Raw genomic sequence first — 25,801 nt, forward strand, 5'->3', positions numbered from 1 at the left:
GCTACCTTAAAAGGTATTACTGAAGACGTTACAGAAATAATCTTAAACCTGAAACAGGTTCGTATTAAAAAGAAAGTTGAGCATGAGGTAAATGTAGAGAAGATTACACTTTCTATCAAGAACAAAACTGAATTCACTGCCGGTATGATCGGTGAGGCTTCTCCTACTTTTGAAGTAATGAATCCTGAGCTGTTGATCTGTACTATGGATAGCAGTGCAAAACTTGATATCGAGATCACCATTGGTAAAGGCCGTGGTTATGTTCCGGCAGAAGAGAACAAAGAAAAGAATTCTCATTTTGGATATATTCCGGTTGATGCTATTTACACGCCGATCAAGAACGTAAAATACGCTATTGAAAATACCCGTGTTGAGCAACGCACCGATTTTGAAAAACTGATCATGGATGTGGTTACCGATGGTACCATTCACCCGGAAGATGCTGTAAAGCAGGCAAGCCGTATTTTAATACAGCACCTGATGATCATCACTGATGAGAATATCACTTTTGACACCAAAGAAGATAAGAAAGAAGACCTGGTTGATGAACAAACTTTGCAGTTACGTAAAGTATTAAAGACACCATTGGAAGACCTGGATCTTTCTGTACGTGCCTTTAACTGCTTAAAAGCTGCCAAGATCAATTCATTAAGTGAGTTGGTACAGTATGAGCAGGAAGACCTGATGAAATTCAGAAACTTTGGCCAGAAATCTTTAAGTGAAATTGAGCAGGTACTGCATGAAAGAGGATTGAGCTTTGGAATGGATTTGAGCAAGTTGAAATTGGATGATGAGTAAACCCCTCCGCCCCTAAAGGGGAACTGGAGCTTTTATAACTGAAGTACTCTGCAAATCCTGACACGGTGCAGAGGAAATTCTAAAACAAAATGTCATGCGTCACGGAAACAAAAACAATAACCTTAGCAGAACGGCTTCTCACAGAAAAGCGTTGCTGATGAACTTAGGTTGCCAGTTAATTATCAATAAAAGAATTACTACTACTTTAGCAAAAGCAAAAGTTTTACGTACTTATATTGAGCCGTTAATTACTAAAACAAAAAACACATCAAGCAAAGAAGCTATTATGCACAATCACCGTATTGTGTTCAGCTACTTAAATGATAAAGATGCTGTAAAAGAATTATTTACTGTTGTTGCACCAAAAGTTGCAAGCCGCCCAGGTGGTTATACCCGTATTATTAAACTGGGTGCAAGGGTTGGTGATAATGCAGAAATTGCAATGATTGAATTAGTTGACTTTAACGAAGTTTACGGTAAAGGAATTAGTGCAGCTGCTGAACCTGCTAAAAAAACACGTAGGGCCGGTGGTGCAAAAAAGAAAGCAACTGAAGAGGCTGCTGAAACAACTACTGATACAGCTACAGAAGAAAAAGCATAATTTGAAACTAACTGTCTATAAAAACTCTGATATTATTATCGGAGTTTTTTTTTGATATATTTATGCGTCAGACGGTTTAAAACCGTCTGACGCATAAATCAACATAATGTGAAAAATTTTATTTGTTCATTACGCAATTGAATTGCTTTCTTTGCAAAACTTTTAAAACATGTCGACCACCCACACCAAACCTGCAATTTTAATTTTAGAAGACGGGAATATTTTTTACGGAAAAGCTTTTGGCAAAATTGGTACTGCCACAGGCGAAGTATGTTTTAATACCGGGATGACGGGTTACCAGGAAGTATTTACCGACCCCAGTTATTACGGGCAGGTTTTAATAATGAACAGTGTGCATATTGGCAACTATGGTGTAAAGGCTGCAGATGTGGAAAGCGACAGTGTAAAAGTAAAAGCAGTGATAGGCCGCAACCTGGAAGATAAATACAGCCGCTTTATGGCCGATGCATCGCTGCAGGAATATTTTGAGGCTCAAAATGTAGTAGCTATTGATGGTATCGATACGAGGGCTTTAGTGGCGCATATACGCACACAGGGCGCTATGAATTGTATCATATCTTCTGAGATATTAGATACAGAACAATTAAAGGCCGAATTAAAAAAAGTGCCTTCGATGGATGGATTAGAGCTGGCATCTGCTGTGAGCACCAATGAAGAATATTTTTTGGGAGATGAAAAAAGTAATTTGAGGGTTGCAGTATTGGATTTTGGCATTAAGAAAAATATTTTAAACTGTTTGGTGGAAAGAGGTGCTTATGTAAAAGTGCATCCTGCAAAAACAAGTTTTGAAAAATTAGAAGCGTTTAAGCCTAATGGCTATTTTATCAGCAACGGCCCCGGCGACCCTGCCCCAATGGATTATGCTATTGCCACAGTAAAACAAATTTTAGCTGCTAAAAAACCGTTATTTGGTATTTGTCTCGGCCATCAATTATTGGCACTTGCCAATGACATTCCTACTTTTAAAATGCATCACGGGCACCGTGGATTAAACCATCCGGTAAAAAATATTATTAGCGGCAAAAGTGAGATTACTACACAAAACCATGGTTTTGGTGTGGACCCTAAGGCTGTAAAAGCAAATGCCAATGTGGAGATAACGCATGTTAATTTGAATGATGAAAGCATTGAAGGCATCCGCCTGAAAGATAAGCCTGCATTTTCTGTTCAGTATCATCCAGAAGCTACTCCCGGGCCACATGACAGCAGGTATTTATTTGATGATTTTATTGAACTGATAAATGCTCCCTCTGCCCGCTAAGTAGGAATGTTGAAATCTATTAATCAAAACTCTTACTTAATTTGCATAAAGCAATTTTTGTAAACATTAAATACCCGTTTAGGGATTGAGCGATGAAAATAGCAATTATAAACGGGCCAAACTTAAACCTGCTTGGTACAAGAGAAGTAGATGTTTATGGCGGAGAAAATTTCGATACTTTTTTTGAAGAGCTAAAAACAAAATTTCCGACAGCGGAGTTTAGTTTTTTTCAAAGTAATGTAGAGGGGGAATTGATAAATGAATTGCAACGGGTTGGTTATACCGATGAAGGTATTGTTTTTAATCCCGGTGGTTATACCCACACTTCTGTAGCCATTGGCGATGCCATAGCTGCAATAATAACGCCTGTTATTGAAGTGCATATTTCCAATATTCTTGGAAGAGAAGAATTCAGGAAAATATCTCATGTGTCTGCAAAAGCAAAAGGGGTTATCAGTGGTTTAGGATTAAAAGGGTATGAGCTGGCGGTAGAATGGTTAATGACCAGCAAATAAATTTTCTTCAACAAGGTTTGATTTGTCATTCTGATAAATCAATTTCACCATAATTTTAAAATACCCACAGCAGGGTATAGCTGCAATTTTCTTTACACTTACATTTAGGGTATAAAATAATTGTATGAAAAAAATATTTCTCGCCGGCTGGTTTTGTTTAATGGTATTTTTTTTCGGTGCTGCACAACCTGCAGGCACAACTGAAAAGCTGGAAGTAAAAGTTGGTAACGAACTGACTTACCATGTTAAAAGCAAAGGCAAGGAATACGATTTTATTGTTACTATTAAGGAGTTAAGTGCTTTAAATGAAAATGCAATTGTATTCGACTGGCAAATGACTGGCCCTGTGAATAAGAAAGGCACAATTACCATTGGCCACTATGCTGCTACCAATTCGAAAGCTTTTTACAACTGGTTTGCAGAGGGAGAAAAAAAACTGGATAAAGAAACCTCGGTGTTTATTGGCTTTATGCTGAATATAGAATTAGTGATGGCAGAAAATGGCGATGAGGTAAAGATAAAAGTAGATGGCGCTTCGGCGGAGGAAGAAACTTTTACAATGATAGATAATAATCACCCTTTTACTTTTACTGAAAACGGGAAAGCAAAAACTATAAAAACTTTATTGCTTAAGAATAAAACCAATGGAAAAACACTTACTATCTACAATGAATCTACCAATTCATTTATCGTAGCGATGAGTGTTGAGTTTGATATTACTTTACAATCCGTTAAGTGATTTTAGCTGATGAATATAACTCCTGGAGGGTTATAAACCCTCGGGAGTTTGCGAAGGAAGTTAATTATAAAATTTTTTTGATCTATAAAATTACCCGTAACATCAACGCATAGCCCACATCTTTTTTAGGGTTGTCGGTAATTTTTACAATGTGCAGGCCGGCTGCTGTCCACACGGTAAATATTTCTCCTTTTTTATGTTTAGATACGGCTTCATCTAATTGCTGCAGCATAACGCCACGAACAAACCAGCCTAAATCGCCGCCTTTAACAGCTGAAGAATAATCGGCACTGTAAGTGCTTGCCATTGATGCAAAACTTTCCCTGCCTGATTGTATTTTTTCTATAATAGTATCTGCCAATGAAGAGGCAAACCTAAAACTGTAAGTGGAAGTATCTAACACAATATGACTGACATGATAAAATGTATTGGGCGCTTTGTATAAAATCTTCACCAAAATATTTTCGCCTTTAAACGGGCCATACACTTTGCCTACTTTTCCTTTGTAAGCAAGACTGTCTGCTTTGCCCATAAAATTACTGGTGGTAACCACGGCCACCGTATCAATAAAATATTTTTTCTTCAATACATATTTTACAAAACCAATGGGATTACTGGTAGTATCCAATACCTTTTTTATTTGTGCAAGGGTTTGGCTTTTTGCGGCAAATACAATACTTGTGAACAGTAAGCTAAAAAGAAGTTTTTTCATTTTTAAATTTGAGCAGCAAATATAAGTTTTAATTAAGAAGACAGCCTTTGTAAGACTGTCTTCAATAAAATATTAACTAAATTTATTTACTTTAAAGCGTACAATACTTTTACTTCAAAACGCAATTTAATTTTTCTGTAATCAATTCCACCTTCGGCTATACCACCATAAGAATCAATTCTTGATTTTTCCATTAGTGAGTTAGCAGTCAAATTAGATTTATATCTTCCAGAAAGTACATCAGAACTTGACGATTCTTCCGGCTCAACAATTGTAATGGCTTCACCTACTTTTTCATTTACAGATTCGGATAAATACACTGCTTTTTCTTTAGCAGCTTTTACAGCCATAATTTTTAACTGCTTTCTAAATTCTATTATTTTACTGTGAGAAGTTCTGGTAATACTAAAATTGCTGGTGGCTTCATCATCAAGGCGGTTAACCAGTTCGTCAATTAATTTTGTGTTGCTGAATTTTAATTGATAAGTGATAGAAGCCAATAGATCCGGATCTTTTTTTCTGCGTCTCCAAATTGATGACAGGTTATAACCATCGTAGGATGCCACAGCAATATTGCTGTCGGCAATACCAACTGCTTTGCAGTTGGCTAAAAAGTCAATTTTGATTTTGTCGAGCTCCTTTTTTTCTTCTCCTTTTTTCTTGTATTCTCTTAAATCTACCTGCACATAAATTTCATCGGGAATAACTTCCATTTCGGCACTGCCTGTAACTGAAATTGTTTTTGGAAAAGGGAAACAACCGAGCTGGGTATTTTGTGCATTAAGCAAACCGATTACTGTAACTGCAATAATGACCAATGATATTTTTTTCATGTTATAATTTTTATAAGGGATGAAATGGATGCAGCAATTACACAAACATTACAACTTTAATTTTCTGGCAACCGCCTTCACCAATTTCTTCATTTCTTCCAGCTCACCCAATTGCTGTTGTATAAAACTATTGTCTTCTAATCTTCCTACAACTTTGTTCATTTCTTCATTGGTATCGTACACCATTTTTTTAAAGGGGTTGCTGTAATCTTTAGCACGGCTGTTAAAAATCCCTTTGCACATCCATTCTTTGGTATCTAATGCCTGTTGCAGTAATTGTTTAAAAAGTGCAGGTGTAAATTGTTTTGGGGTACTGTTTAATATTTCTAATAACGAAGTATAACCATGATTTAATTTATCGGCAGTATAAGCTTCTCCCTGCTGGCGGTAAAAATTATGCATATCATCCCAACTTTTTACTTTACCCGATTTTATATTTCGTCTTAAGTTTTCAACAGCAGTTTTTTGTATCAATTGTCCGCCAATATTTAACCACTGGCTTCTTTGTATTTTAGCAGAGAGGGATTTTTTTAAAGTTTCAAAATCGGCAAATTTATTTTTTTGTAAATGATTTAATATTTCCATGGTGCCGTAATACTGAATCACTTCTTTGAATATCGCCATCGACTGCGGCACTTTTAAAATTTTTGTAGTGCGGTCAGTATTTTCCCAGCCTGTAATTGTTGCAGTGCCTTCTGCATCGGGCTTTAATTTTTGTAAAATTTGTAAGCCATCAAAAATTTCATTCACCGTATCAGGTGCTAAAAAATCATATTCCAGGTGCTGAATTTTTTCTGTTCTTCGGTCACGGTCAAAATACTTGTGTGCATTACGTGCCAGTGCATACATGTTGTACATAAACCAGTAAGCAGGCATTACCACTAACATATCGTTACTTACATCATTGCTCACTAAACTAAAAGGTACCCGAATATTTAACTCTGCCGGAAAATCGCCTTTAGCAATTATTGTAAACGCAGCAAATTTTGAATTGTGTTTTAAACTTACACAAAGCCCCGGCCAAAAACCACGGCCTGCAACTATTTCACCATCTGCAGCTCGGCTGTTATGATTGCTGCCAATGGTGGCACCTGCTGCAATATTACTTTGCCCCATCACAACTGCTGCACATAAAAAAGAATTATTATGATGTTGCTCGTGTGCCGGAAAAATTAAGGAGTTTAACACTTCGCAACAGGAAATAGTGGAGTTGTTACCGAGATAAGAATTGATTAGCCTGGCGCCATATTTCAACTGGCAATGCGATGCCATAATAAAACGTACTGCTTTTGCACCGTAAAATATCCTGCAGCCATAACCCACAATACCATTTACCAATTCGCAGCCTTCACCAATTTGAGAAGTGCGTTCTTCATCACTGTTAACCGTAAGGTTTTTTAATTTGTTGGCACCTTTAAAATAAGCATCGGTACCCACCCACACATCTTTTATAATTTTACAATTTTTTATAACTGTGCGGTCACCAATTTTTCCATAGTAGCCTCTTAGTTTATCAAAGCGGTTTTCAGTAAATTCTTTAAATTTATTCAGCAGTGCATCATCATCCCTGTATTTGCTCCATAAGTAAGCATCGCCGGGTAACATGCCGTTAAAAGGCAACACACTTCTGCCACCGTTCTCGTTACACAATTCCAACCACACCCTTACTTTTTCATCTTCGCCTTCTTTAATAATACCGTTACCAAATTTAGCATTATCGGTACAGGCCAGTTCGTTTACATTGGCTATCATTACTTCGTTGCCAATAATATAATGCCCTAAATAGTTAACATTATCTATGCAAACATTATCGCCAAAATCGCAACTGATGATGGTGCTGTTGTATAAACCTACAGCCATTCTTAAATTATGAAACTCGAGGTAATACGGTTCTAATTTTCCAATACGTACTAAACCAAAAAACTTACAGTTCTTTACTAATTCGGCATTAAAAAATGAGGAGACTAAAATATTATTCCAATCATCGGAGGTGTTGCGGTTACGCACCAGCACTTCAATTTCCAGTGCCGATAATTTTCGGTAACTGATACCATTACGGTTTTGTTTATTACGAAGATGGTATTCATTTTTTCCTTTGGGAAGATATTGCGGGGCTACAAAATTGTAGCCGAGGTTATTAACCGGATGTTTTTGAATGATGTTCATGAAGGGAATGAATAATTAATAATGGATAATTAATAATTTGTTCAATTTGCTACTCAATTAGAAATTACTGGTTAAAATAAAATTTGATGTTTCAAGTTAAGCATATCCCGGCAAAACAAAAAGAGCTAACTAATTTGAAACATTATTCATTATAAATTACAGCATTATCAATTATTCAACGGTTACACTCTTTGCCAAATTCCTCGGCTTATCTACGTCTACTCCTTTTGCAATACCTACATAATAACTTAATAACTGCAATGGAATAGTACTGAGCATTGGCGCAATAATTTCGTCGGCGGCAGGTACATAAAAAATATCATCGGCAAGGCCGGGTATTACATCATCACCTTCGGTAATGATGGCAATTATTTTTCCTTTACGGGCTTTTATTTCCTGCATGTTGCTCACAATTTTTTCGTGATAGCTGTCTTTGGTAGCCACAAAAATTACGGGCAGATTTTCATCTACCAAAGCAATGGGGCCATGTTTCATTTCGGCAGCAGGGTAACCCTCGGCGTGAATGTAACTGATTTCTTTAAGTTTTAAAGCACCTTCAAGTGCAATAGGGAAATTATATCCTCTTCCTAAAAATAAGGCATCCCCTGCGCCTTTATATTTTTCGGCAATCGCTTTTAAAAGATCAGCGCTTTTTAAAATGGCATCCACTTTTTCCGGCACAGCATCTAATTCCATCAATAAATTATTATAGCGTTCATCGCTGATAGTACCTTTTTCTTTTGCAATTTTTAATGCCATCATCATAATTACGGCAAGCTGCCCGGTAAAAGCTTTAGTAGAAGCAACACCAATTTCGGGGCCGGCATGTGTATATGCACCGCCATCACTTATCCGTGCAATGGAAGAACCCACTACATTTACAATTCCAAAAATGATGGCGCCATTTTCTTTTGCTCTTTCAATAGCCACTAAGGTATCGGCAGTTTCGCCACTCTGGCTAATGGCAATAATAATATCGCCTTTATTTACTATCGGGTTACGGTAGCGGAACTCACTGGCATATTCCACTTCTACAGAAATACGGCAGAGCTCTTCAATAACATATTCAGCTAACAGTCCGGCGTGCCAGCTGGTACCGCAGGCAACAATTATTATACGTTGTGCATTTTTAAAATGTTCAATATTATTCATAACACCGCTCATGGTAATGGTGCCGGCTGTTGCATCTAACCTGCCACGCAAACAATCATGAATGGTACTGGGCTGTTCAAAAATTTCTTTCAGCATAAAATGGTCGTAGCCGCCTTTTTCAATTGCTGCCAGTTCCATATCCAGCTTGGTAATAAACGGAGTAATTTTTTCGTTACCCAAATTTTTCAATATCAATTCATCGGGCCTCACAATGGCCAGCTCGTAATCATTTACATACACTACTTCTTTGGTATATTCTAACATGGGACTTGCATCGCTTCCTAAAAAATGTTCGCCTTTGCCCACGCCAATTACCAACGGGCTGCCTTTACGTGCCGCAATAATAGTTTGCGGATCATCTTCATCAATTAATAAAATACAATACGCCCCGGTAATTCTTTTCAGCGCCACTCTTACCGCTTCTTCTAAATTACAGTCGTTATTTTTTTTAATGTCTTCAATAAAATTTAATAAAACTTCTGTATCGGTATCGCTGGTAAAAGCATACCCTTTGTTTACTAATTCTTTTTTTATTTGGGCATAGTTTTCAATAATGCCGTTGTGTATCATGGCCAGCTTGCCGCTTTTTGAAGTGTGCGGATGGGCATTTCTGTCGCTGGGTTCGCCATGCGTAGCCCAACGGGTATGGCCAATGCCAATGTTAGAATGTAAATCTTTGCCAATAATGCTTTCTTCCAGGTCGGCCACACGGCCTTTCTTTTTATAAACTTTTAAGCCACCGTTTAAAAGTGCCACGCCGGTACTGTCGTAGCCACGGTATTCTAAACGTTTTAAACCAGTAATTACTATCGGATATGCCTCACGTGGGCCGGTGTAACCTACAATTCCACACATATTTTTTATTTTTTTTGAACCCGGCCAAAGAACAAAGCCAATCTTCATTGGCGTCGCACTCTTGTACAGTATAACTTTATTCAGCTTTTACCGCAGCGTATGGGCTTTATTAATTTTGGGTGCAAATTAGCAAATTTGCAGCATTAACGGCACATGGTAAAGGGCTATTGTGTGTATTACAATTAATTGGCTTAAATTAGATATTCAATTGTTTATTATGAAAATTTTTCTCCCTTTTTTGTTGCTGGTATTTTTTATACATACCGCTGCTGCACAAATACCTGCGGGTGTATCTGCAAAAACCAATTTATACTTTGTACGCCATGCTGAAAAAGAAGCCGGTACCGACCCGGTGCTAACCACCAACGGTAATAAAAGAGCAGGCGATTTAATGCGAACCTTAAAAAATAAAAACATAAAACGTATTTATGTTACTCAGTTTAAACGCACCCAAATGACGGCTGACAGTATGCGTTTGCAATTGGGTATTGATACCGTACATTACAACGCTGATGAAAATGGTATAGATCTTTTTAATAAAATTGCAGCGCATGGCGATTTTAATAAAACCATATTAATTGTAGGGCATAGTAACACTGTACCGGATTATATTAAAAAAGCTGGCGTAACCAATTATCCGCAGGCAAATATTTTAGATACGGAGTTTGATAATTTGTTTAAAGTTTGTTACACCCGGCGGTTTGTGGTTGGTGCATGGAGGGCTCATGTAAAGCAGAGAAAGTATGGGGTAGCATCGGCGGCGAATAATGCAATGCAATAGCTAAAATAGCTTGATGGAAATTATCAATAAAGTTGCTTAGTAAATCTATTGCCTTCTTGGTAAATCCTTTTGGATATTTAGAGAGAGATAATTTTAAAAAATGTAACTAGACTCAAATACTGGAATATTCAAAATAGATATTTTTAGTAAAAAATTTAACTACAACATTCAAACATAGTCGTATGCCTATTTATATGGACCGTCACGATGTTTCCGAAACTGTTACAGCCGAAAATGTAGCTCAACTGCACCAGGAAGATTTAAAAATACAAGAGCAATTTGGTTGCAGGGGGTTAACGTATTGGTTTGATGAAAAAAGAAAAACTGCTTTCTGCTTAATTGAAGCACCAGATGCGGCTGCAATTAAAAAAATGCATAATCATGCTCACGGCCAGGTTCCGCACAGGGTAATAGAAGTTGATGCCAGTATAGTTGAATCTTTTTTAGGAAGAATTGAAGATCCGGAAAAAGCACAAAACACAGCACTAAACATTATTAACGACCCTGCTTTCAGAACAATTATGGCAATAGTGGTAAAAGAATTATTGTTTGTACAAAATGATGCTGCTCAATTAAAACCTTCATTACTAAATTACAATAATGCTATACTTAACCTGTTGAATGTTTATGAGGGGCTGCCGGTTAAAAAAAATGAAACCCATTTTTTAGTGTCTTTTAAATCCGTTACTAATGCCGTGCTGGCTGCTTTTGAAATACAATTGCTGTTGAGGCAATTTCAGCATGACATCAATAACGATAAAATTCTTTTAAAAATAGGGTTAACTGCCGGGGTTCCAGTAACTGAAAAGGAATTAATTTTTGAGGATACTATAAAACTAGCTGAACGGATGTGTAAGGTTATTAAAGGCCAAATTATAGTATCATCTGAAGTTAAAGAATTATACAGTAGTGAAAATTCAGGTACTTTAAACGAAAGTGAAAGTGTATTGTATCTTTCCCAATCTGATGAGAAATTTCTTACACTTTTAATGGATTACACAGAATCTGTCTGGAGCAATATTAATTTAAAAGTAGATGATTTTTGTAAAACTTTAGGTTGTGGAAAATCTCAATTGTGCCGTAAAATGATTTTACTCACCGGCAAATCCCCCAACACTTTTATTAACGACTATCGTCTAAATGAGGCTTTAACCTTATTGAAAAAAAACAGGAACAACATTTCAGAAATTGCATTTGAAACAGGCTTTAGCAGCCCGTCTTATTTTTCCAAATGTTTTCAAAAAAAATATGGACATGCACCTTCTCATTTTTTAACTGCTAAAACAGGATGATATTTGCCGGGTTTGTATTTTTAATGGATTTGAATTAAAACTACAAGTATTTGAACTAAATGTTCTAGTCTTCAAATTTATCGGTGTGTATCTTTAGCACAAATAATCATTCAGGGCAAAATATTTTTATTATAATCCATTTTAAAAAAAATCATTATGACTAAAATTCTTTTTGAACGACTTGGCGGCACTGCAGGAATTACTAAAATTGTTGACGATGTTGTTGAGGCACACATGAGCAATGTGGCAATCAGTTCAAGGTTTTTGCCTCTTCAAGAACAGCCTGAAAAACTAGCTGTAATAAAGCAACACACTATTAATTTTTTTAGTGCTGGCAGTGGTGGTCCTGTAACCTACTCCGGCAGAGATATGCCTGCCACCCATAAAGGGATGAATATAAACCCAACTGAATACATGCATGTTGTTGATGACATATTGAAGGTGCTGGATAAACATAAAACTGATGATGAATCTAAAAAAGACGTGCTGGCTATACTTTGGTCATTAAAAGATATGATAATTGCTAAATAAATAACTGGTTATACAAAAGCTGATTGATTACAAAACAATACTCCTGTATTTTTATTATGCTATCAAATCTTTCATTACAATAGGAAAGAAACAGTAAACACATGACACTACATAGATAAAGAATAGCAAATGAAAACAGTATTTTAACATTCGGGTTTAAATTTTACAATGTGCAGGTCACCAGATTGTATTTATAAATATTGCTTCACATACAAAAGAGCCGGATATAACTATTTTCTCACTGGAACGAAAGTTTACAACATTATCCCCTGCAAAAACAAATACGCTACCGAAAAATAAATCAGCAACCCGGTTACATCTACCAATGTAGCAATAAATGGGGTAGAAGAAGTTGCAGGATCGGCGCCTAATTTTTTTAATAACAGTGGTAACATCGAACCCATCATGGTGCCCCACAATACCACACCAATTATTGCAATACCAATGGCAAAACCAATTCGTATATAATGGATACCAAATAAATCAAACAAATGATAGCCGCCAAAAACTATAAAAAACCCCATTATACCCAGCGTAACCCCCATTAATATACCCGAAATAATTTCTCTTTTTGCAATATGCCACCAGTCGGCGATTGTTATTTCGCCCAATGCCAATGCCTGTATAATTAATGTGGCAGCCTGCGAACCGCTGTTGCCCCCACTTGAAATTATCAAAGGAATAAATGTAGAAAGTACCAGCAATTGCTCCAGCGTTTTTTGAAACCCCGACATGGCAGCGATGGTCAAAGTTTCACCCACAAAAAGTATCAGCAGCCAGATAATTCTTTTTTTGTATAATTTTAAAAGTGGTACATCTAAATACGGTTCATCCAATGCCTGTGTACCACCAATCTTTTGTATATCCTCACTGTATTCTTCTTCTGCCACCCAAAGTACATCATCAATAGTAATAATCCCCAACAATTTATTACTCTTACTAACCACCGGCAGGGCTACACGGTTATTCATTTTAAAAACTTCGCTGGCCACTTCCTGGTCGTCTTCTGCATGTAAAGAAATAAAGCGGCCATCCATTAAGTCGCTCACTTTTTTTTCCGGCGCAGCCATAATAAAATCCTTAATTCTTATATCATCTAATAATTCGCCTTTATCATTTAATACATACAACACATCAATGGTTTCGCTGCTTTTTGCATAGCGGCGTATGGTGTTAAAAACATCTTCCACACTGTCGTGCTCATATACATACACATAATCGGGTGTCATTAAACGGCCCACACTATTTTCGGGATAACCCAAAAGCGACAATGTTATTTTTCTTTCATCGGGGTTTAGTGTTTTAATTAATTCTCTTACAGCGCTTCCCGGTAACTCACTTAAAAAAGAAGTGCGGTCATCAGGAGGCAATTCATTTAAAAGTTCGGCAGTTTTAAAAGCTGGTAAATCGTGTATTATCCTTTTTTGCGTGGGCAGTTCTAGAATTTTAAAAACACTTACAGCCCGGTGTATAGAAAGGTGGGAGATAATTTGATTTTCAAAATCTTCATTAGCATAAATCAACTCAGCCACATCGCTGATGTTCTGATGATTTAAAAAATCCTGAATCTGCAATTTATTTTCGGATGCAATTACTTCATCAAATTTTTGTTGCAGTGATATTTCTTCCAATTCCATTGCCATCGGTACTTTGTTATAAATTCGCAATATTAATTGTTCGCAATTTACCTTTTTAATGCTAATCAAAAATTATGCGGAAACCATATTTATATATTGATACCACCAGCCATGCCGGAAGGGGCGTTTTTACAAAAGAAAAAATTTCGGCTGAAATAATAATTGAAATTTCGCCGGTTATTGTAATGAGTAATGAAGACCGGCAGCATTTAGATAAAACCAAATTACACGACTATATTTTTGAGTGGGGAAAGGAGAAAGATAAATGTTGTATGGCATTAGGATTAATACCGATGTATAACCACAGTTACAAAAGCAATTGCGAATATATAATGGATTATGAAGATGATGTAATTATAGTGCAAACTGTAAGGATTATTGAAAAAGGCGAAGAGCTTACTATAAATTATAATGGCGACTGGAATGATGAGAATAAAATTTGGTTTGATGCAAAATAAAAAGTGCAGCAAAATTTTGCTGCACTTTTATTCTCATGTGTTTTTCATGTTAATTTGTAAAGCCGTGGCCTGCTGCTATCCAGTTTAATATTTTTTGTTTATCAGTTGCAGATAATTGCGGGTTTGGAGCCGGTGGCATTGAAGTTGGCGCATCAACTGCTCTAGCTTTTATGCGATCCCAACTGTTAACGATGGTACAATCAACCGTAAAATCTAATCCGCCTGTTGGGCTGGAGCCGCTATGGCAACCGCTAAGTGCACAGTTGGTTTGCAATACTGCTTTTACCGCAGTAAAATTTGTGCCTGCAGCAGCAGCAGCTACAGATGCGGTGCCGGTTTTAATACAACCGTCTGCATCTTTTGCAGCAATATTATAAGTGTTTACTGCAAGGCCCGTAAAAATATTTGAAGCCTGAAAAGTTCCTGTGTTGAGTTGATAAGTAAAACCTGAACCGCCGCCAGCAGTAATTGTAATGGTGCCTGTACCTGTTGGTGCACATTTATCGGAGCCTGTGGTAACTGCACTTATGGTTAAAGTTTTACCAAGGCAGGGGTCTGCTGTTACAATAAAACTTTGTGTTTTTAAACAACCATCTACATCTTTTGCAGTAACATTATAAGTTGCTGCTGCTAACGAATTAAATGTACCGGAGGCCTGGAATGCACCAGTGTTTAATTGATAAGTAAAACCTGTGCTGCCACTTGCAGTTGCAGCAATTGATCCATTAGTTGCACCTGCAGCCGGGCCTGCACTTGTAATAGTTGCCGTAACAGTTATTGTTTTAGCTGTACAAATATCATTCACTGTAAAGCTTTGTGTTTTTAAACAACCATCTAAATCTTTTGCAGTAACATTATAACTACCTACCGCTAACCCGGTAAATGTACCCGAAGCCTGAAATGCGCCACTGTTTAATTGGTAGGTAAAGCCAGTGCTGCCACTTGCTGTTGCTGCAATTGATCCGTTAGATAAACCGGTGCCTGCATTTACAATGGTTGCTGTTATAGTAATTGTTTTTGCCGCACAAATGTCATTTACTGTAAAGCTTTGTGTTTTTAAACAACCATCTACATCTTTTGCAGTAATATTATAAGTGCCCACAGCTAAACCTGTAAATGCACCCGAAGCCTGAAATGCGCCGGTATTTAACTGGTAAGTAAAACCTGTACTGTTTGTCGCAGTTGCGGTTATTGATCCGTTAGATAAACCCACACCTGCATTTACAATAGTTGCGGTAACAGTTATATTTTTTGCAGCGCATGGGTCAGTAACAGTAAATGTATTTGAACCTGTACAACCATCAGCATCTTTTGCTGTAACGGTGTACGTGCCTGCGGCCAAACCTGTAAAACTTGCACCAGCCTGAAATGCTCCGGTGTTAAGCTGATAAGTAAAACCAGTGCTGCCTGCGCCGGTTACAGTTATGGAGCCATTGGAGACGCCGGTTGTAGTATTTACAACAGTACCTGTTACCGTAATGGTTTTACTGGCACAAGGATTTGGGGCAGGAGGTGGGGTGCCGCCGCCTTTATCGCCACAGCCATTTATAATTAATAATGAGGTTAGCAAAAAAAATGCAAGAATAGAAGTGATTTTTTTAAATGAGTTCATAAATGCAGGTAGTTTTTGGTTATGGTTAAAATGCCGGTTAATAAGAAAAATTAATACCAAGTCTTTCTGAGCATTTCTCTTATTTATAGCTCAAACGAAGCTTTTATAAAACTGGTTGCCTGATAAAAATTAAATAATAATTTTCAGCAGGTAAGAAGGCGAAATTTGATTGCTATTTATACCAAAGGCTCCTGCTGGCTCATGCAGTGAAAACTGCCCAGCCCCCAAATAATTTCTGTAGAATCTATGCCCACTACTTTTCTTTCGGGAAAACAGGATTGTATTATTTGCAAAGCCCTGTCATCTTTAGCACAATTAAATATGGGTACAATTACTGCATGATTAGCAATATAAAAATTGGCGTACGATGCCGGTAATCTTTGCTCATCATAAATAACGGCATCGGGCATGGGTAACTCCACAATATTTAATTGCTTACCATTTAGTAAACGCATTTTTTTTAACTGCTGTAAATTATCCTGTAACAATTTATAGTTTTCATCATTTTTATTTTCTTCTACCACAGTTAATACAGTGTCTTCGTTTGTAAAGCGAACCGTATCGTCAATGTGCCCATCGGTATCATCACCCACAATGCCATCGTTTACCCAAAGTATTTGTTCGGCACCATAATAATCGCATAAATATTTTTCTATCTGCTGCTGGTTTAAATGCGGATTACGGTTAGGGTTTAATAAACATGCAGTGGAAGTTAATATCGTACCCTTACCATTAAATTCTACCGAGCCACCTTCCATTACAATTTTAGGATAATAAACCGGTATGTTATAATGTTTGCCAATCAGCGTGGGGATAACATCATCCAAATCGTATGGCGGATATTTATTTCCCCAGGCATTATAATCCCAATCAACAATTATTTTTTTATTTTCTGTTGCATCAGGATTTATTAAAAATGCAGGGCCATGGTCACGGCACCAGGCATCGTTAGTTGGATGAATAAAAAATTCCACTTTAGAAAGATCAACACCAACATTTTGTAAATGGCTAACAGCAAAATTTTTCATCGCTTCATCATTTACATTGATGCAAACTTTTTCTCCTTTAGTAAGTTCTTTTATAAACTGACTGTAATAAGGAAAGATGGTATGTATTTTACCCGGCCACGATGCTTCTTTATGCGGCCAGCTTAACCATGTTGCGGAATGCGGAGCAAATTCTGCAGGGAAGTAGTAGCCTAATTCTTTTGGAGTCATAATTCATTATTTAGTATTGCTACATTATTGGGCGGCCGCCATTGGAGAAATATGTCATGTCGTAATATTCAAATTGATCGCCACGAACTTTTGCATTGAGTACAATCGAAATATCTATCATTTTTCTTATCAGCTCATCATCAGGAAATTTTGCACTTATACTACCGCATCCATAATCAAGCCATGGTAAACTTCCATCTTCAAACGGCGGACGTGTTATCCATTCGCAAAATCCCGGACTTTCCTGCCATGTTCCTGCTGATCCGGGAAAGTTTAATCTGTAACCATTTGTAAGATTTAATTCTTTATCAGTTGCAACATAATCTTTCCACTCTTCTAATGAGATGTTACTTTCCTCTTCTTCATTTTCATAATCTGCTTGTCTAACAATGTGTAATTCGTAACCCATGATTTTTTTTAATTAGAATAAAAATAAAACTTACAATATTTTCTCTACATGTCATCTATATATCTTTTCGTAATAGGCTGATAAGAATCAATTCTTCTGTCTCTTAAAAAAGGCCAGTGTGTTCTGTAGCGGTCGGTTTGTTTCAGATCCAGTTCCATTATTTTTATTTCTTCTTCTTCATGCGATGCTTTGTATAAAATGGTGCCGAAAGGATTTGAGACAAATGATCCACCCCAAAATTTCATAGCGCCATCCTGCTCCAACCCCACACGGTTTACACTTACTACATGCACACCGTTTGCAATAGCATGACTGCGTTGCATGGTTTGCCAGGCATTGTATTGTTCGGTATTGGTGGCTTCATCCTGCGATGTGGCCCAGCCAATAGCAGTAGGATAAAATAAAATTTCAGCACCCATCAAGGCAGTTATTCTTGCAGCCTCGGGGTACCATTGATCCCAGCAAATTAGAATGCCAATGGTGGCGAATTTTGTTTTAAAAACTTTATACCCTAAATCACCAGGGGTAAAATAAAATTTTTCGTAGTATGCAGGATCATCAGGGATATGCATTTTTCTGTACTTGCCAATGTAAGTTCCATCAGCATCTAAAACTGCTGTTGTGTTATGGTATAAACCTTCTGCTCTTTTTTCAAATAAAGATGCAATGATTACTACGCCTAACTCTTTGGCTAAAGCGCTTAAGGTATTCGTTGCCGGGCCGGGTATGCTTTCTGCCAGTTTAAAATTTTCATAATCTTCCACATCGCAGAAATATAAAGAGGTAAATAATTCCTGCAGGCAAACAATTTGTGCACCTGCTGCTGCAGCTTCTTTTATTTTTTGTATTGCTTTATTAATATTTTGCTGTTTATCTGCAACACAACTCATTTGCACCAACGCTGTTTTTACTTTTGCCATATTTTTTATTTAAGAGCTTCAAAGATAAAATAGAATTACAACAGTTCGTTTACATGTTTTTGAATATTGTCACACATTTTATCCATAGGTAAATCGTTGCTGTCGGTACCAAAAGGGTCTTCAATTTCTTCTGCCACCAGTTCTAAACTTGCCAGCACATAAAAAATAAATCCAACCACGGGAATTACCAAATAATCCAAATTAAAAACATAACCCCATGGCAGTGTCATTACATAAAAGAAAATAAATTTTTTAAGAAAGGCACTGTAAGAAAATGGGATAGGGGTATTTTTAATCCGTTCGCAGGCGCCACATATTTCTGTAAAAGATTGTAATTCGCCATTGATAATAATCAGTTGCTCGCCTTTTATTTTTCCAGCTTCAAATAAACTGTTTACTTTTTTAAAAAGTAAACCTGCTAATTGATTAGGTACATGTTTATCGTGATCTATATCCAACAGTTCCGGATGTTCGGCTTCATCAAGTGCCAGCCTTGTAGATTCCTGCCGTAAATAATTTTTTAATGCCACTGCATATTGTGGAATGGCCTCTTTAAAAAAAGCCCGGCTTTGTGCATCGTTTTTGGGGAGAAATGCATTTAGTTTTAGTGCCATATTGCGGCTGTTATTTACTAATGCACCCCAAAGTTTTCGGCCTTCCCACCAGCGGTCGTAAGCGGTGTTGGTTCTAAACACCAGTAATAATGAAATTACAAAACCAAGCAGGCTGTGCATCAGCACAATGTTTTTTACTTTATTTTTTTCACTCCATTTCCAGTGCTCTACTTCAAAATATGCAATAGCACCAGAGTAGGCGCAGATCAGCAAAATCATTGGCCATAGTTTTATAAATGTATCCGATTTATGAAAACGGAAAATAAAACTCAGCCAGTCTTTAGGGTTATATTGTATCATATTTTTTTATTGATATGCAAATGTAGTTACAGTTAATTAGTTTTACTTTCATTGTATAAAATAATAATTATGCTTTTTGTAATAGTGGCGGCGCTTATCTTTTTTGGTATTTATCTTGCAAAACCAAAATTTAAAAATAATGCAACACCTGCCGGCGATGATGTTTTTGTAAACGATATCATACTCTACGATAATATTGCATTTTTCCGGGCATTGGATAAAAAAGAAAAGCAACAGTTTGAAGCAGAAGTAACTGAATTTTTAAGCAACGTAAAAATTACCGGAGTAGATACCACTGTGGAGAATCTTGACAGGATACTGGTTGCCGCAAGTGCAGTAATACCGGTGTTTGCTTTTCCCGAATGGAAGTATTATAATTTAAAAGAGGTGTTATTATATTCGGATACTTTCAATAATAATTTTCAAACAGAAGGAGAAGACAGGAGCATTATGGGAATGGTAGGCAGTGGCTATATGGAAGGTAAAATGTTATTGTCGAAACATGCTTTGCAACAGGGGTTTAAAAACGATTCGGATAAAAACAATACTGCTATACATGAATTTGTTCATCTTATAGATAAAGCAGATGGGGATACCGACGGTATTCCAAAACAATTGTTATCTAAGCAATACACAATTCCATGGCTGGATATGACCTATAAAAAAATGCAGGAGCTAATAGACAATGATTCTGATATCAATCCCTATGGCACCACCAGCAAAGCAGAATTTTTTGCTGTAGCAGCGGAATATTTTTTTGAGCGGCCCGATTTGCTGCAGCAAAAACATCCTGAATTATATAAATTATTACAACAAATATTTCAGCAAGACCCCGAAGTACAATTGCAAAAATTAAAAAACAAAATTGGCCGCAATGATCTGTGTTATTGCGGCAGTGGATTAAAATATAAAGATTGCCATTTAAAAGCAGATAGTGAAAGTCGTCAGTAGCGAATATTGAATCGTGAAAGATACGCTGCGATTATTCAATCTTTCATATTCACAACTGACGATTCACCATTCACGTCTCTTATTGTTGCTCTATCAATTGTATTTCGCAATTAATTTTTACTTCATCGCTAACTACTACACCGCCGGCTTCTGTTACAGCACTCCAGGTTAAGCCATAGTCTTTACGGTTTATTTTACCGTTAATAGTAAAGCCTGCCTTGGTATTGCCGTACGGGTCTTTAACTACGCCACCAAACTCCACTGCAAGTTTAATGGGCTTGGTAATATCTTTTATGGTAAGGTTGCCATACAATTCGTACGAGCCATCGTTATCTACCGACTCATATTTAGTGGCTGTAAATTTTAATTGGGGAAATTTTTCCGCATCAAAAAAATCGGCGCTTTTAAGGTGGCCGTCTCTTTGTTCATTTCCTGTATTTACCGAGGCTGTTTCTGCAGTAAAAGAAATTTTCGCTTTTGTAAAATCTTCATCCTCTGTTTGGGCATCTACAGTAAAAGTATTAAAACTGCCGGTTACATTGGTAATCATAAGGTGTTTTACCTTAAATTGTATTTCGCTGTGGGTAGGGTCCACAACCCATTTTTTTGTTGCCATATTTGTAATTTTAATGCAAGGTAGTATAATTTAATGTTTAAACATCAAATATTTTTTTATTAACAATAAATTTATAGATGATTTAAAATTGGTGCGGTTGCTAAATAATTATAATTTCAAACAATTAAAATGCCAATTATACGTTTTCAGCTATTAACATTACCTTAAACTGCAATGCATGAACTTTACCTGCGCTTTTAACAACTGCTTTAAAAATATGCAACACAAAACAATCAAAAATGTTATTGCATTAGGCATTTTAGGTTTCTCCCTTTCTTTTTCATTACAGGCAACCGCACAAAATGATAATGATATAAGCACCGCCGAAACCTATGCCAAAAAATATAAAGAGGATGATATTTTATGTACCTCATCCTACCACTTTTTTACTTTTGATAAAGGCAAAAATGCCTTAAACGATAAAGTAGTGGAGATCCAGGAAGATGCGGAATACGAATTTCTTTCTCTAAAGAAATTTTCCAGCATGACCTACCCTGAATTTTACAATAAATTTATTCAGTTAAAAACTTTTAAAAGGGCTTTTAAATACGGCAACAAATATATTACATCCGACAGGGGCGGTATAGATCGTTCGGTAACCGACGACGGTATTTTTTTTGATGACAGCCGTGTGCAGTTTTATCCTTTACGTTTTAATCAAAAGGGCGATATGGCCAGGATTACAGTGAAAAAAACTTTTACCGATGGCAAATATTTAACCCGTTTATTTTTTAATTCACCTTACCCAATTAAAGAACAGGTTATAGAATTTAAAGTGCCCGAATGGTTAACCGTAGATTTTAAAAGAATGAATTTTGACGGCAGCAAAATTGAAGTTAAAGAAACTACAAAAGGGGGTTATACCAATTATGTTTTTATAATGAAAGATGTGCCGGCATACAAATCGGAATACCGGCGTATAGGCAAGGCCTTTACCGACCCTCATATAATTGTGCAGATAAAATCTTTTGAAAGTAAGGGTGAAGTGTTAAAAGGCTTTGATAAAGTTGATGACGTATATAACTGGAACAACCGTTTGTATTTAATGGCGGGCAACGAAAAGGAAAAACTAACTGCACAGCTTTCGAAAATTACAGCAGGTAAAACAACCGATGTAGAAAAAATTAAAGCCATTTATTACTGGGTGCAGGATAATGTTAGATACATCGCTTACGAAGATGGTTACTCAGGGTATATTCCTTCATCTGCACAGGATGTGCTTGCAAAAAAATATGGCGATTGTAAAGGCATGGCAAATTTACTAACGGAGATGATGAAACTTTCTGGCTACGATGCACACTTTACATGGATTGGTACAAGGCATATCCCATATCCGCAAAGTACGCCTGCATTATGTGTAAATAATCATGCTATTTGCACTTTAAATTATGGTGGTAAATCTTATTACTTAGATGGAACAGAAAGTTATGTACCCTTCGGAGAAAATGCATTTCGTATTCAGGGCAAAGAAGTAATGATTGCCAACGGCGATAAGTTTGAAATTAAAACTGTGCCGCCTACCACAGCAAATGATAATAAAATTTACACCAAGGCAGATTTTGTTTTAGCCAATGAAAGTTTAAATGGCAAAGTGAAAGTTACTATAACCGGAAACGAACGCACCGATTTTCATCAGTCGTACCAGGATTTGCCGACCTCATCGCAAAAAGATTATTTAAATGATTATTTAGAATTTGGTAACGATAACATGGTTGCCACAAATGTAAAAACCAGCGATCTTAAAAACAGGGATTTGCCTGTAGTTATAGAAGGCGATGTTGATTTATCCAATACGGTAAATACAATTAGCGGCGATAAATATGTAGGGGTAGATTTCTTCCCTAAAACATTAGATAAATTTATACCTGACGAAAAAAGAGTTGGAGGTTACGATTTAGATGTGCTGGTAAAATTTGAAGATGAAATTGGATTAACCATACCTGCCGATAAAAAATTTATTGATAAGCCGGATAATTTAGAATTGAAATTTGATGGCTATGAGTTTAAAGGAGAATACACCATTACCGGTAATAAAATGGTTTTAAAGAAAGAGCTTTCTATAAAAAACAGTATCATTAAAAAAACAGATTTTCCTAACTGGATAAAATTTATTGAGTCAATAAAAGAATTCAATAAATATTTTTTAAGCATTACCAAAAAATAAACCCTGCAACAGCAATGAAAATTCAATTTAAAAATATACTTGTTTTATCAGTAATGCTTTTTATAAGCAGTGCTGTTTCTTTTGCTCAAAATGTTATTGACGAAGATTTTTTAGATAATATTGAAGGCAATGCAAAAATATTGTGGAGCGAAAACATACCGGCATTTGCAAACAATACTGTGCCGGATAAATATAAAGATGAATCGGCTGTAGTGTTTGGTTTTAAACGCAGCGTAACCATTGATAAAAAATCAAGAAGTGGTTTTTTATCGAAAGGTGAAAGAAGTTTACTTTTTTTTGAGAATGTTCGCTTTAAAATAAAACTCAACGACAGAAACTCGGTAAAATCTTTTACAGAAGTTTATTTTCGTTACAGCGATAAAACAGACGGCTTTAGTGCAAAAATTACAAAGACCGATGGCAGTGTAAAGGCGGTTTCTTTAAATGATGCGGTAGGTGTGGAGTCGGTTTCCAATGTGCCGGAGTTTTTTAAAAGTTTTTTCGATCAGCAAAGTGGCAGTCAACGCAGGTATTATAAAGTAGCGGTACCCGATTTAGAGCCGGGGGATATTTTAGAATATGTAACCATAACAAAAAGTAAGTTAGATGTAATGGGTACAGGCTACATAGAGTTTTCGCCGCAATACGAAGTATGCAATAAAGCGTACCCGGTTTTGTATAATCAGATAATTATGGAAACGGATGATAAATCTTTTTTTAAATCTTTATCCATAAACGGGGCACCTGATTTTAAAAAAGAAGCGGCAAGCGATGCTGATTTTTACCGCTATGTTTTTACAGATGCCGACAGGGGAGTGGAAAAAGATGTAAACTTTATTAATTCCTACCAGGTTTACCCGCTAACAAAATTTCAGGTAATATATGCCAACTACGAAAAAGTGAAAGGCGCTTTAATAGGAGAAAAAGGAGAAATAAAAAGTGGGTTTACTAAAGAAGAGCTGGCAAAAAAAGCGTGGGAAGATTATGAACAAACTGGCCGCTCTTATTTTGGTAATTACATGACGGTGCAAAATTTAGTTGACGCCACATGGGCACAGTTAAAAAAACAAGGTGCAAAAGACTGGACAGAAAAAGAATACATCAATAATGTATTTTATAAATTAAGGAACATTGTAGTAAACAGAGACACTTATTTAAGTGATAAAACTGCAGCTTTTATTTTTGGTTCTTTATTGTACCAGCGTGATATTAAATCAGAACTGGTAATTAGTATTTCTAACTCAACCGGTAAATTAAAAGATGTTTTGTTTGACCAGGAAATAAGGTATGTGTGTAAAGTAGGAAAAGATTTTTATTTTAACTGCACCGATCACAGCAACCCCGGCGATTTAGTAGAAGCATTAGTAGCCAGTGAAGCTTATATTATTGCAGAACCTGTAAAAAACAGCGGGCAGGATATTAAACCAATTACTTTGCCTGATGCAGCTTATACCGATAATGTTTCTGACTATACCATTAATGCTTCTTTAAGTACAGATATGAATACGCTGATAGTATCAAGAATAAATTCTTTTGTTGGCATAAGCAAAACTAGAAATATTATTACGGCATTAAAGTTTACCCCGTATATGCTGGATGATTACAAATATTATGGCGGCGCCGATCCCACACAAAAAATGAAAAGTGCCCAGGAAGATGAATATAATAAATCGGTAAAAGCTTTGAAGGAAGAATATAAAGAAGCTAAAACAGAATTGGTAAAAACGGAGTTGCAAAACGATTACCAGCAAAAAGTAAAGTACAAAAATTTTGCTATCACCAGCGATGGACGTTCGGCTAAACAAAAAACACTGGTGTTTACCGAAGACTTTGAATTGTCGGGCATGATGCGTAAAGCGGGAAAAAAATATTTAGTTAATGTAGCAGGTTTAGTTGGCTCTCAACTGCAAATAAAAAAAGAAGAACGCACCCGTAAATATGATATTAATGTGGGCTATGCCCGTACGCTAAACTGGGTAATTAATTTTAAAATACCCGATGGCTATACAGTAGAAGGCGTTAAAGAATTAAACACCAACGTGGATAATGAAACCGGAACTTATACTGCTACCGCTGAAGAGCAGAATGGTACAGTAGTTTTAAAAATTAAAAAAGTGTATAAAAAAGCCAATAACACCAAAGATAAATGGCCATCGATGCTTGCTTTTATTGATGCTGCTTACAATGGCTCATTCAAATATCTTTTATTAAAACCTAAAAGCTAATTTATTTTAAAGCGTCGGTAGGTTCTATAAAGTCCCAGAGATTTCCATAGAGGTCTTCAAAAACAGCTACGGTTCCGTAAAGTTCTTTAACAGGCTGGCGTACAAAATTTATTTTCTTTTCAATCATGGTATTATAATCTCTCCAAAAATCATCCGTATATAAAAATAAAAAAACTCTTCCGCCGGTTTGGTTACCCACCCGGCTTTTTTGTTCTTCGGTTGCAGCCTGTGCTAATAACAGACAACATTGTCCATTGCCCGGAGGCGCAACTTTTACCCAGCGTTTTGTTTCGCTGAGTTTGGTATCTTCTACAAGAACAAAATTTAATTTTTCCGTATAAAATTTTATGGCTTCATCGTAGTCGGCAACTACTAAAGCTATGTGGGCTATGTGCTGGTTCATTTTTTATACAAAATAAAG

At 36.4% G+C, this 25,801-nt stretch carries 24 protein-coding genes; 12 read left to right on the forward strand and 12 right to left on the reverse strand.

All coding sequences use genetic code 11. The annotated features are described in order from the left end of the window. From rpoA to ACY651_RS11030, 5 genes are all read left to right on the forward strand, one after another. The coding region (gene rpoA / locus ACY651_RS11010) for a DNA-directed RNA polymerase subunit alpha (RefSeq protein WP_462252642.1) at nt 1-798 on the forward strand (798 nt) is incomplete at its 5' end. A gap of 94 nt (nt 799-892) precedes the next feature. Next, nucleotides 893-1,399 carry a 50S ribosomal protein L17 gene (rplQ, locus tag ACY651_RS11015; protein WP_462252644.1) on the forward strand — a complete coding sequence of 169 codons (507 nt, stop codon included), beginning with the start codon at nt 893-895 and terminating at the stop codon, nt 1,397-1,399. A gap of 169 nt (nt 1,400-1,568) precedes the next feature. Next, nucleotides 1,569-2,681 carry a glutamine-hydrolyzing carbamoyl-phosphate synthase small subunit gene (carA, locus tag ACY651_RS11020; RefSeq protein WP_462252646.1) on the forward strand — a complete coding sequence of 371 codons (1,113 nt, stop codon included), beginning with the start codon at nt 1,569-1,571 and terminating at the stop codon, nt 2,679-2,681. 92 nt (nt 2,682-2,773) lie between these two features. Beyond that, nucleotides 2,774-3,196 (forward strand): type II 3-dehydroquinate dehydratase, encoded by a 423-nt coding sequence (locus ACY651_RS11025; RefSeq protein WP_462252648.1) that lies wholly within the window; start codon nt 2,774-2,776, stop codon nt 3,194-3,196. Nucleotides 3,197-3,320: 124 nt separating this feature from the next. Then, nucleotides 3,321-3,935, forward strand: coding sequence for a hypothetical protein (locus tag ACY651_RS11030; protein ID WP_462252650.1), 615 nt, complete (start codon nt 3,321-3,323; stop codon nt 3,933-3,935). Nucleotides 3,936-4,017: 82 nt separating this feature from the next. On the opposite strand, the gene ACY651_RS11035 is transcribed toward ACY651_RS11030, so the two are convergent. The 4 genes from ACY651_RS11035 to glmS form a co-directional block, all read right to left on the reverse strand. Continuing rightward, a complete protein-coding gene (locus ACY651_RS11035) occupies nt 4,018-4,647 on the reverse strand; it encodes a peptidylprolyl isomerase (RefSeq protein ID WP_462252652.1) in 630 nt (209 codons plus the stop codon). Nucleotides 4,648-4,733: 86 nt separating this feature from the next. Then, complete coding sequence (locus ACY651_RS11040; RefSeq protein ID WP_462252654.1) at nt 4,734-5,480, reverse strand: SIMPL domain-containing protein; 747 nt, start codon at nt 5,478-5,480, stop codon at nt 4,734-4,736. A 48-nt stretch (nt 5,481-5,528) separates the two neighbouring features. Further along, nucleotides 5,529-7,646, reverse strand: coding sequence for a DUF4954 family protein (locus tag ACY651_RS11045; protein ID WP_462252656.1), 2,118 nt, complete (start codon nt 7,644-7,646; stop codon nt 5,529-5,531). Between the two features lie 171 nt (nt 7,647-7,817). Next, nucleotides 7,818-9,653, reverse strand: a complete 1,836-nt coding sequence (gene glmS / locus ACY651_RS11050) for a glutamine--fructose-6-phosphate transaminase (isomerizing) (RefSeq protein ID WP_462252658.1) — start codon at nt 9,651-9,653, stop codon at nt 7,818-7,820. 217 nt (nt 9,654-9,870) lie between these two features. On the opposite strand from glmS, the gene ACY651_RS11055 reads away from it, so the two are divergent. The 3 genes from ACY651_RS11055 (at nt 9,871) to ACY651_RS11065 (ending at nt 12,257) form a co-directional block, all read left to right on the forward strand. Further along, nucleotides 9,871-10,434 (forward strand): phosphoglycerate mutase family protein, encoded by a 564-nt coding sequence (locus ACY651_RS11055; protein WP_462252660.1) that lies wholly within the window; start codon nt 9,871-9,873, stop codon nt 10,432-10,434. A 182-nt stretch (nt 10,435-10,616) separates the two neighbouring features. After that, on the forward strand, nt 10,617-11,726 hold the full coding sequence (locus ACY651_RS11060; protein ID WP_462252662.1) for a nickel-binding protein: 1,110 nt from the start codon (nt 10,617-10,619) through the stop codon (nt 11,724-11,726). Nucleotides 11,727-11,882: 156 nt separating this feature from the next. Further along, complete coding sequence (locus ACY651_RS11065; protein WP_462252664.1) at nt 11,883-12,257, forward strand: group I truncated hemoglobin; 375 nt, start codon at nt 11,883-11,885, stop codon at nt 12,255-12,257. A 254-nt stretch (nt 12,258-12,511) separates the two neighbouring features. Here ACY651_RS11065 and mgtE read toward each other — a convergent pair whose 3' ends face one another. Next, a complete protein-coding gene (mgtE, locus tag ACY651_RS11070; RefSeq protein ID WP_462252666.1) occupies nt 12,512-13,900 on the reverse strand; it encodes a magnesium transporter in 1,389 nt (462 codons plus the stop codon). Between the two features lie 68 nt (nt 13,901-13,968). Between mgtE and ACY651_RS11075 the strand changes: the two genes are divergently transcribed. After that, on the forward strand, nt 13,969-14,352 hold the full coding sequence (locus tag ACY651_RS11075; RefSeq protein ID WP_462252668.1) for an SET domain-containing protein-lysine N-methyltransferase: 384 nt from the start codon (nt 13,969-13,971) through the stop codon (nt 14,350-14,352). Between the two features lie 49 nt (nt 14,353-14,401). Here ACY651_RS11075 and ACY651_RS11080 read toward each other — a convergent pair whose 3' ends face one another. The 5 genes from ACY651_RS11080 to ACY651_RS11100 form a co-directional block, all read right to left on the reverse strand. Next, a complete protein-coding gene (locus tag ACY651_RS11080; protein ID WP_462252670.1) occupies nt 14,402-15,964 on the reverse strand; it encodes a hypothetical protein in 1,563 nt (520 codons plus the stop codon). Nucleotides 15,965-16,140: 176 nt separating this feature from the next. Continuing rightward, nucleotides 16,141-17,181 (reverse strand): agmatine deiminase family protein, encoded by a 1,041-nt coding sequence (locus ACY651_RS11085; protein ID WP_462252672.1) that lies wholly within the window; start codon nt 17,179-17,181, stop codon nt 16,141-16,143. A 19-nt stretch (nt 17,182-17,200) separates the two neighbouring features. Then, nucleotides 17,201-17,590, reverse strand: a complete 390-nt coding sequence (locus ACY651_RS11090) for a hypothetical protein (RefSeq protein WP_462252674.1) — start codon at nt 17,588-17,590, stop codon at nt 17,201-17,203. Between the two features lie 44 nt (nt 17,591-17,634). After that, nucleotides 17,635-18,510 (reverse strand): carbon-nitrogen hydrolase, encoded by an 876-nt coding sequence (locus ACY651_RS11095; RefSeq protein WP_462252676.1) that lies wholly within the window; start codon nt 18,508-18,510, stop codon nt 17,635-17,637. Nucleotides 18,511-18,545: 35 nt separating this feature from the next. Continuing rightward, entirely contained in the window at nt 18,546-19,424 is an 879-nt protein-coding gene (locus ACY651_RS11100; RefSeq protein ID WP_462252678.1) for a bestrophin family protein, read from the reverse strand. A gap of 69 nt (nt 19,425-19,493) precedes the next feature. On the opposite strand from ACY651_RS11100, the gene ACY651_RS11105 reads away from it, so the two are divergent. After that, entirely contained in the window at nt 19,494-20,375 is an 882-nt protein-coding gene (locus tag ACY651_RS11105) for a zinc-dependent peptidase (RefSeq protein WP_462252680.1), read from the forward strand. A gap of 79 nt (nt 20,376-20,454) precedes the next feature. On the opposite strand, the gene ACY651_RS11110 is transcribed toward ACY651_RS11105, so the two are convergent. Beyond that, a complete protein-coding gene (locus ACY651_RS11110) occupies nt 20,455-20,991 on the reverse strand; it encodes a YceI family protein (protein WP_462252682.1) in 537 nt (178 codons plus the stop codon). A 217-nt stretch (nt 20,992-21,208) separates the two neighbouring features. Here ACY651_RS11110 and ACY651_RS11115 point away from each other — a divergent pair, with 217 nt between their 5' ends. Then, nucleotides 21,209-23,155, forward strand: coding sequence for a transglutaminase-like domain-containing protein (locus ACY651_RS11115; protein ID WP_462252684.1), 1,947 nt, complete (start codon nt 21,209-21,211; stop codon nt 23,153-23,155). 14 nt (nt 23,156-23,169) lie between these two features. Beyond that, complete coding sequence (locus tag ACY651_RS11120; RefSeq protein WP_462252686.1) at nt 23,170-25,380, forward strand: hypothetical protein; 2,211 nt, start codon at nt 23,170-23,172, stop codon at nt 25,378-25,380. 1 nt (nt 25,381) lies between these two features. Here the strand turns inward: ACY651_RS11120 and ACY651_RS11125 are convergent, their stop codons facing one another. Next, the gene (locus tag ACY651_RS11125) at nt 25,382-25,783 is read right to left on the reverse strand and encodes a VOC family protein (protein ID WP_462252688.1); all 402 of its coding nucleotides are present in this window, start codon (nt 25,781-25,783) and stop codon (nt 25,382-25,384) included. Nucleotides 25,784-25,801: the final 18 nt, after the last annotated feature.

This window comes from Ferruginibacter sp. (assembly GCF_031391665.1).
In the GTDB taxonomy this organism is placed as follows: domain Bacteria; phylum Bacteroidota; class Bacteroidia; order Chitinophagales; family Chitinophagaceae; genus Ferruginibacter.

Bases quoted from the DNA above. Each gene is read 5' to 3' on its own strand.
- rplQ (WP_462252644.1), top strand. From the start codon at position 893: ATGCGTCACGGAAACAAAAACAATAACCTTAGCAGAACGGCTTCTCAC.
- carA (WP_462252646.1), top strand. From the start codon at position 1,569: ATGTCGACCACCCACACCAAACCTGCAATTTTAATTTTAGAAGACGGG.
- ACY651_RS11025 (WP_462252648.1), top strand. From the start codon at position 2,774: ATGAAAATAGCAATTATAAACGGGCCAAACTTAAACCTGCTTGGTACA.
- ACY651_RS11030 (WP_462252650.1), top strand. From the start codon at position 3,321: ATGAAAAAAATATTTCTCGCCGGCTGGTTTTGTTTAATGGTATTTTTT.
- ACY651_RS11035 (WP_462252652.1), bottom strand. From the start codon at position 4,647: ATGAAAAAACTTCTTTTTAGCTTACTGTTCACAAGTATTGTATTTGCC.
- ACY651_RS11040 (WP_462252654.1), bottom strand. From the start codon at position 5,480: ATGAAAAAAATATCATTGGTCATTATTGCAGTTACAGTAATCGGTTTG.
- ACY651_RS11045 (WP_462252656.1), bottom strand. From the start codon at position 7,646: ATGAACATCATTCAAAAACATCCGGTTAATAACCTCGGCTACAATTTT.
- glmS (WP_462252658.1), bottom strand. From the start codon at position 9,653: ATGTGTGGAATTGTAGGTTACACCGGCCCACGTGAGGCATATCCGATA.
- ACY651_RS11055 (WP_462252660.1), top strand. From the start codon at position 9,871: ATGAAAATTTTTCTCCCTTTTTTGTTGCTGGTATTTTTTATACATACC.
- ACY651_RS11060 (WP_462252662.1), top strand. From the start codon at position 10,617: ATGCCTATTTATATGGACCGTCACGATGTTTCCGAAACTGTTACAGCC.
- ACY651_RS11065 (WP_462252664.1), top strand. From the start codon at position 11,883: ATGACTAAAATTCTTTTTGAACGACTTGGCGGCACTGCAGGAATTACT.
- mgtE (WP_462252666.1), bottom strand. From the start codon at position 13,900: ATGGCAATGGAATTGGAAGAAATATCACTGCAACAAAAATTTGATGAA.
- ACY651_RS11075 (WP_462252668.1), top strand. From the start codon at position 13,969: ATGCGGAAACCATATTTATATATTGATACCACCAGCCATGCCGGAAGG.
- ACY651_RS11080 (WP_462252670.1), bottom strand. From the start codon at position 15,964: ATGAACTCATTTAAAAAAATCACTTCTATTCTTGCATTTTTTTTGCTA.
- ACY651_RS11085 (WP_462252672.1), bottom strand. From the start codon at position 17,181: ATGACTCCAAAAGAATTAGGCTACTACTTCCCTGCAGAATTTGCTCCG.
- ACY651_RS11090 (WP_462252674.1), bottom strand. From the start codon at position 17,590: ATGGGTTACGAATTACACATTGTTAGACAAGCAGATTATGAAAATGAA.
- ACY651_RS11095 (WP_462252676.1), bottom strand. From the start codon at position 18,510: ATGGCAAAAGTAAAAACAGCGTTGGTGCAAATGAGTTGTGTTGCAGAT.
- ACY651_RS11100 (WP_462252678.1), bottom strand. From the start codon at position 19,424: ATGATACAATATAACCCTAAAGACTGGCTGAGTTTTATTTTCCGTTTT.
- ACY651_RS11105 (WP_462252680.1), top strand. From the start codon at position 19,494: ATGCTTTTTGTAATAGTGGCGGCGCTTATCTTTTTTGGTATTTATCTT.
- ACY651_RS11110 (WP_462252682.1), bottom strand. From the start codon at position 20,991: ATGGCAACAAAAAAATGGGTTGTGGACCCTACCCACAGCGAAATACAA.
- ACY651_RS11115 (WP_462252684.1), top strand. From the start codon at position 21,209: ATGCAACACAAAACAATCAAAAATGTTATTGCATTAGGCATTTTAGGT.
- ACY651_RS11120 (WP_462252686.1), top strand. From the start codon at position 23,170: ATGAAAATTCAATTTAAAAATATACTTGTTTTATCAGTAATGCTTTTT.
- ACY651_RS11125 (WP_462252688.1), bottom strand. From the start codon at position 25,783: ATGAACCAGCACATAGCCCACATAGCTTTAGTAGTTGCCGACTACGAT.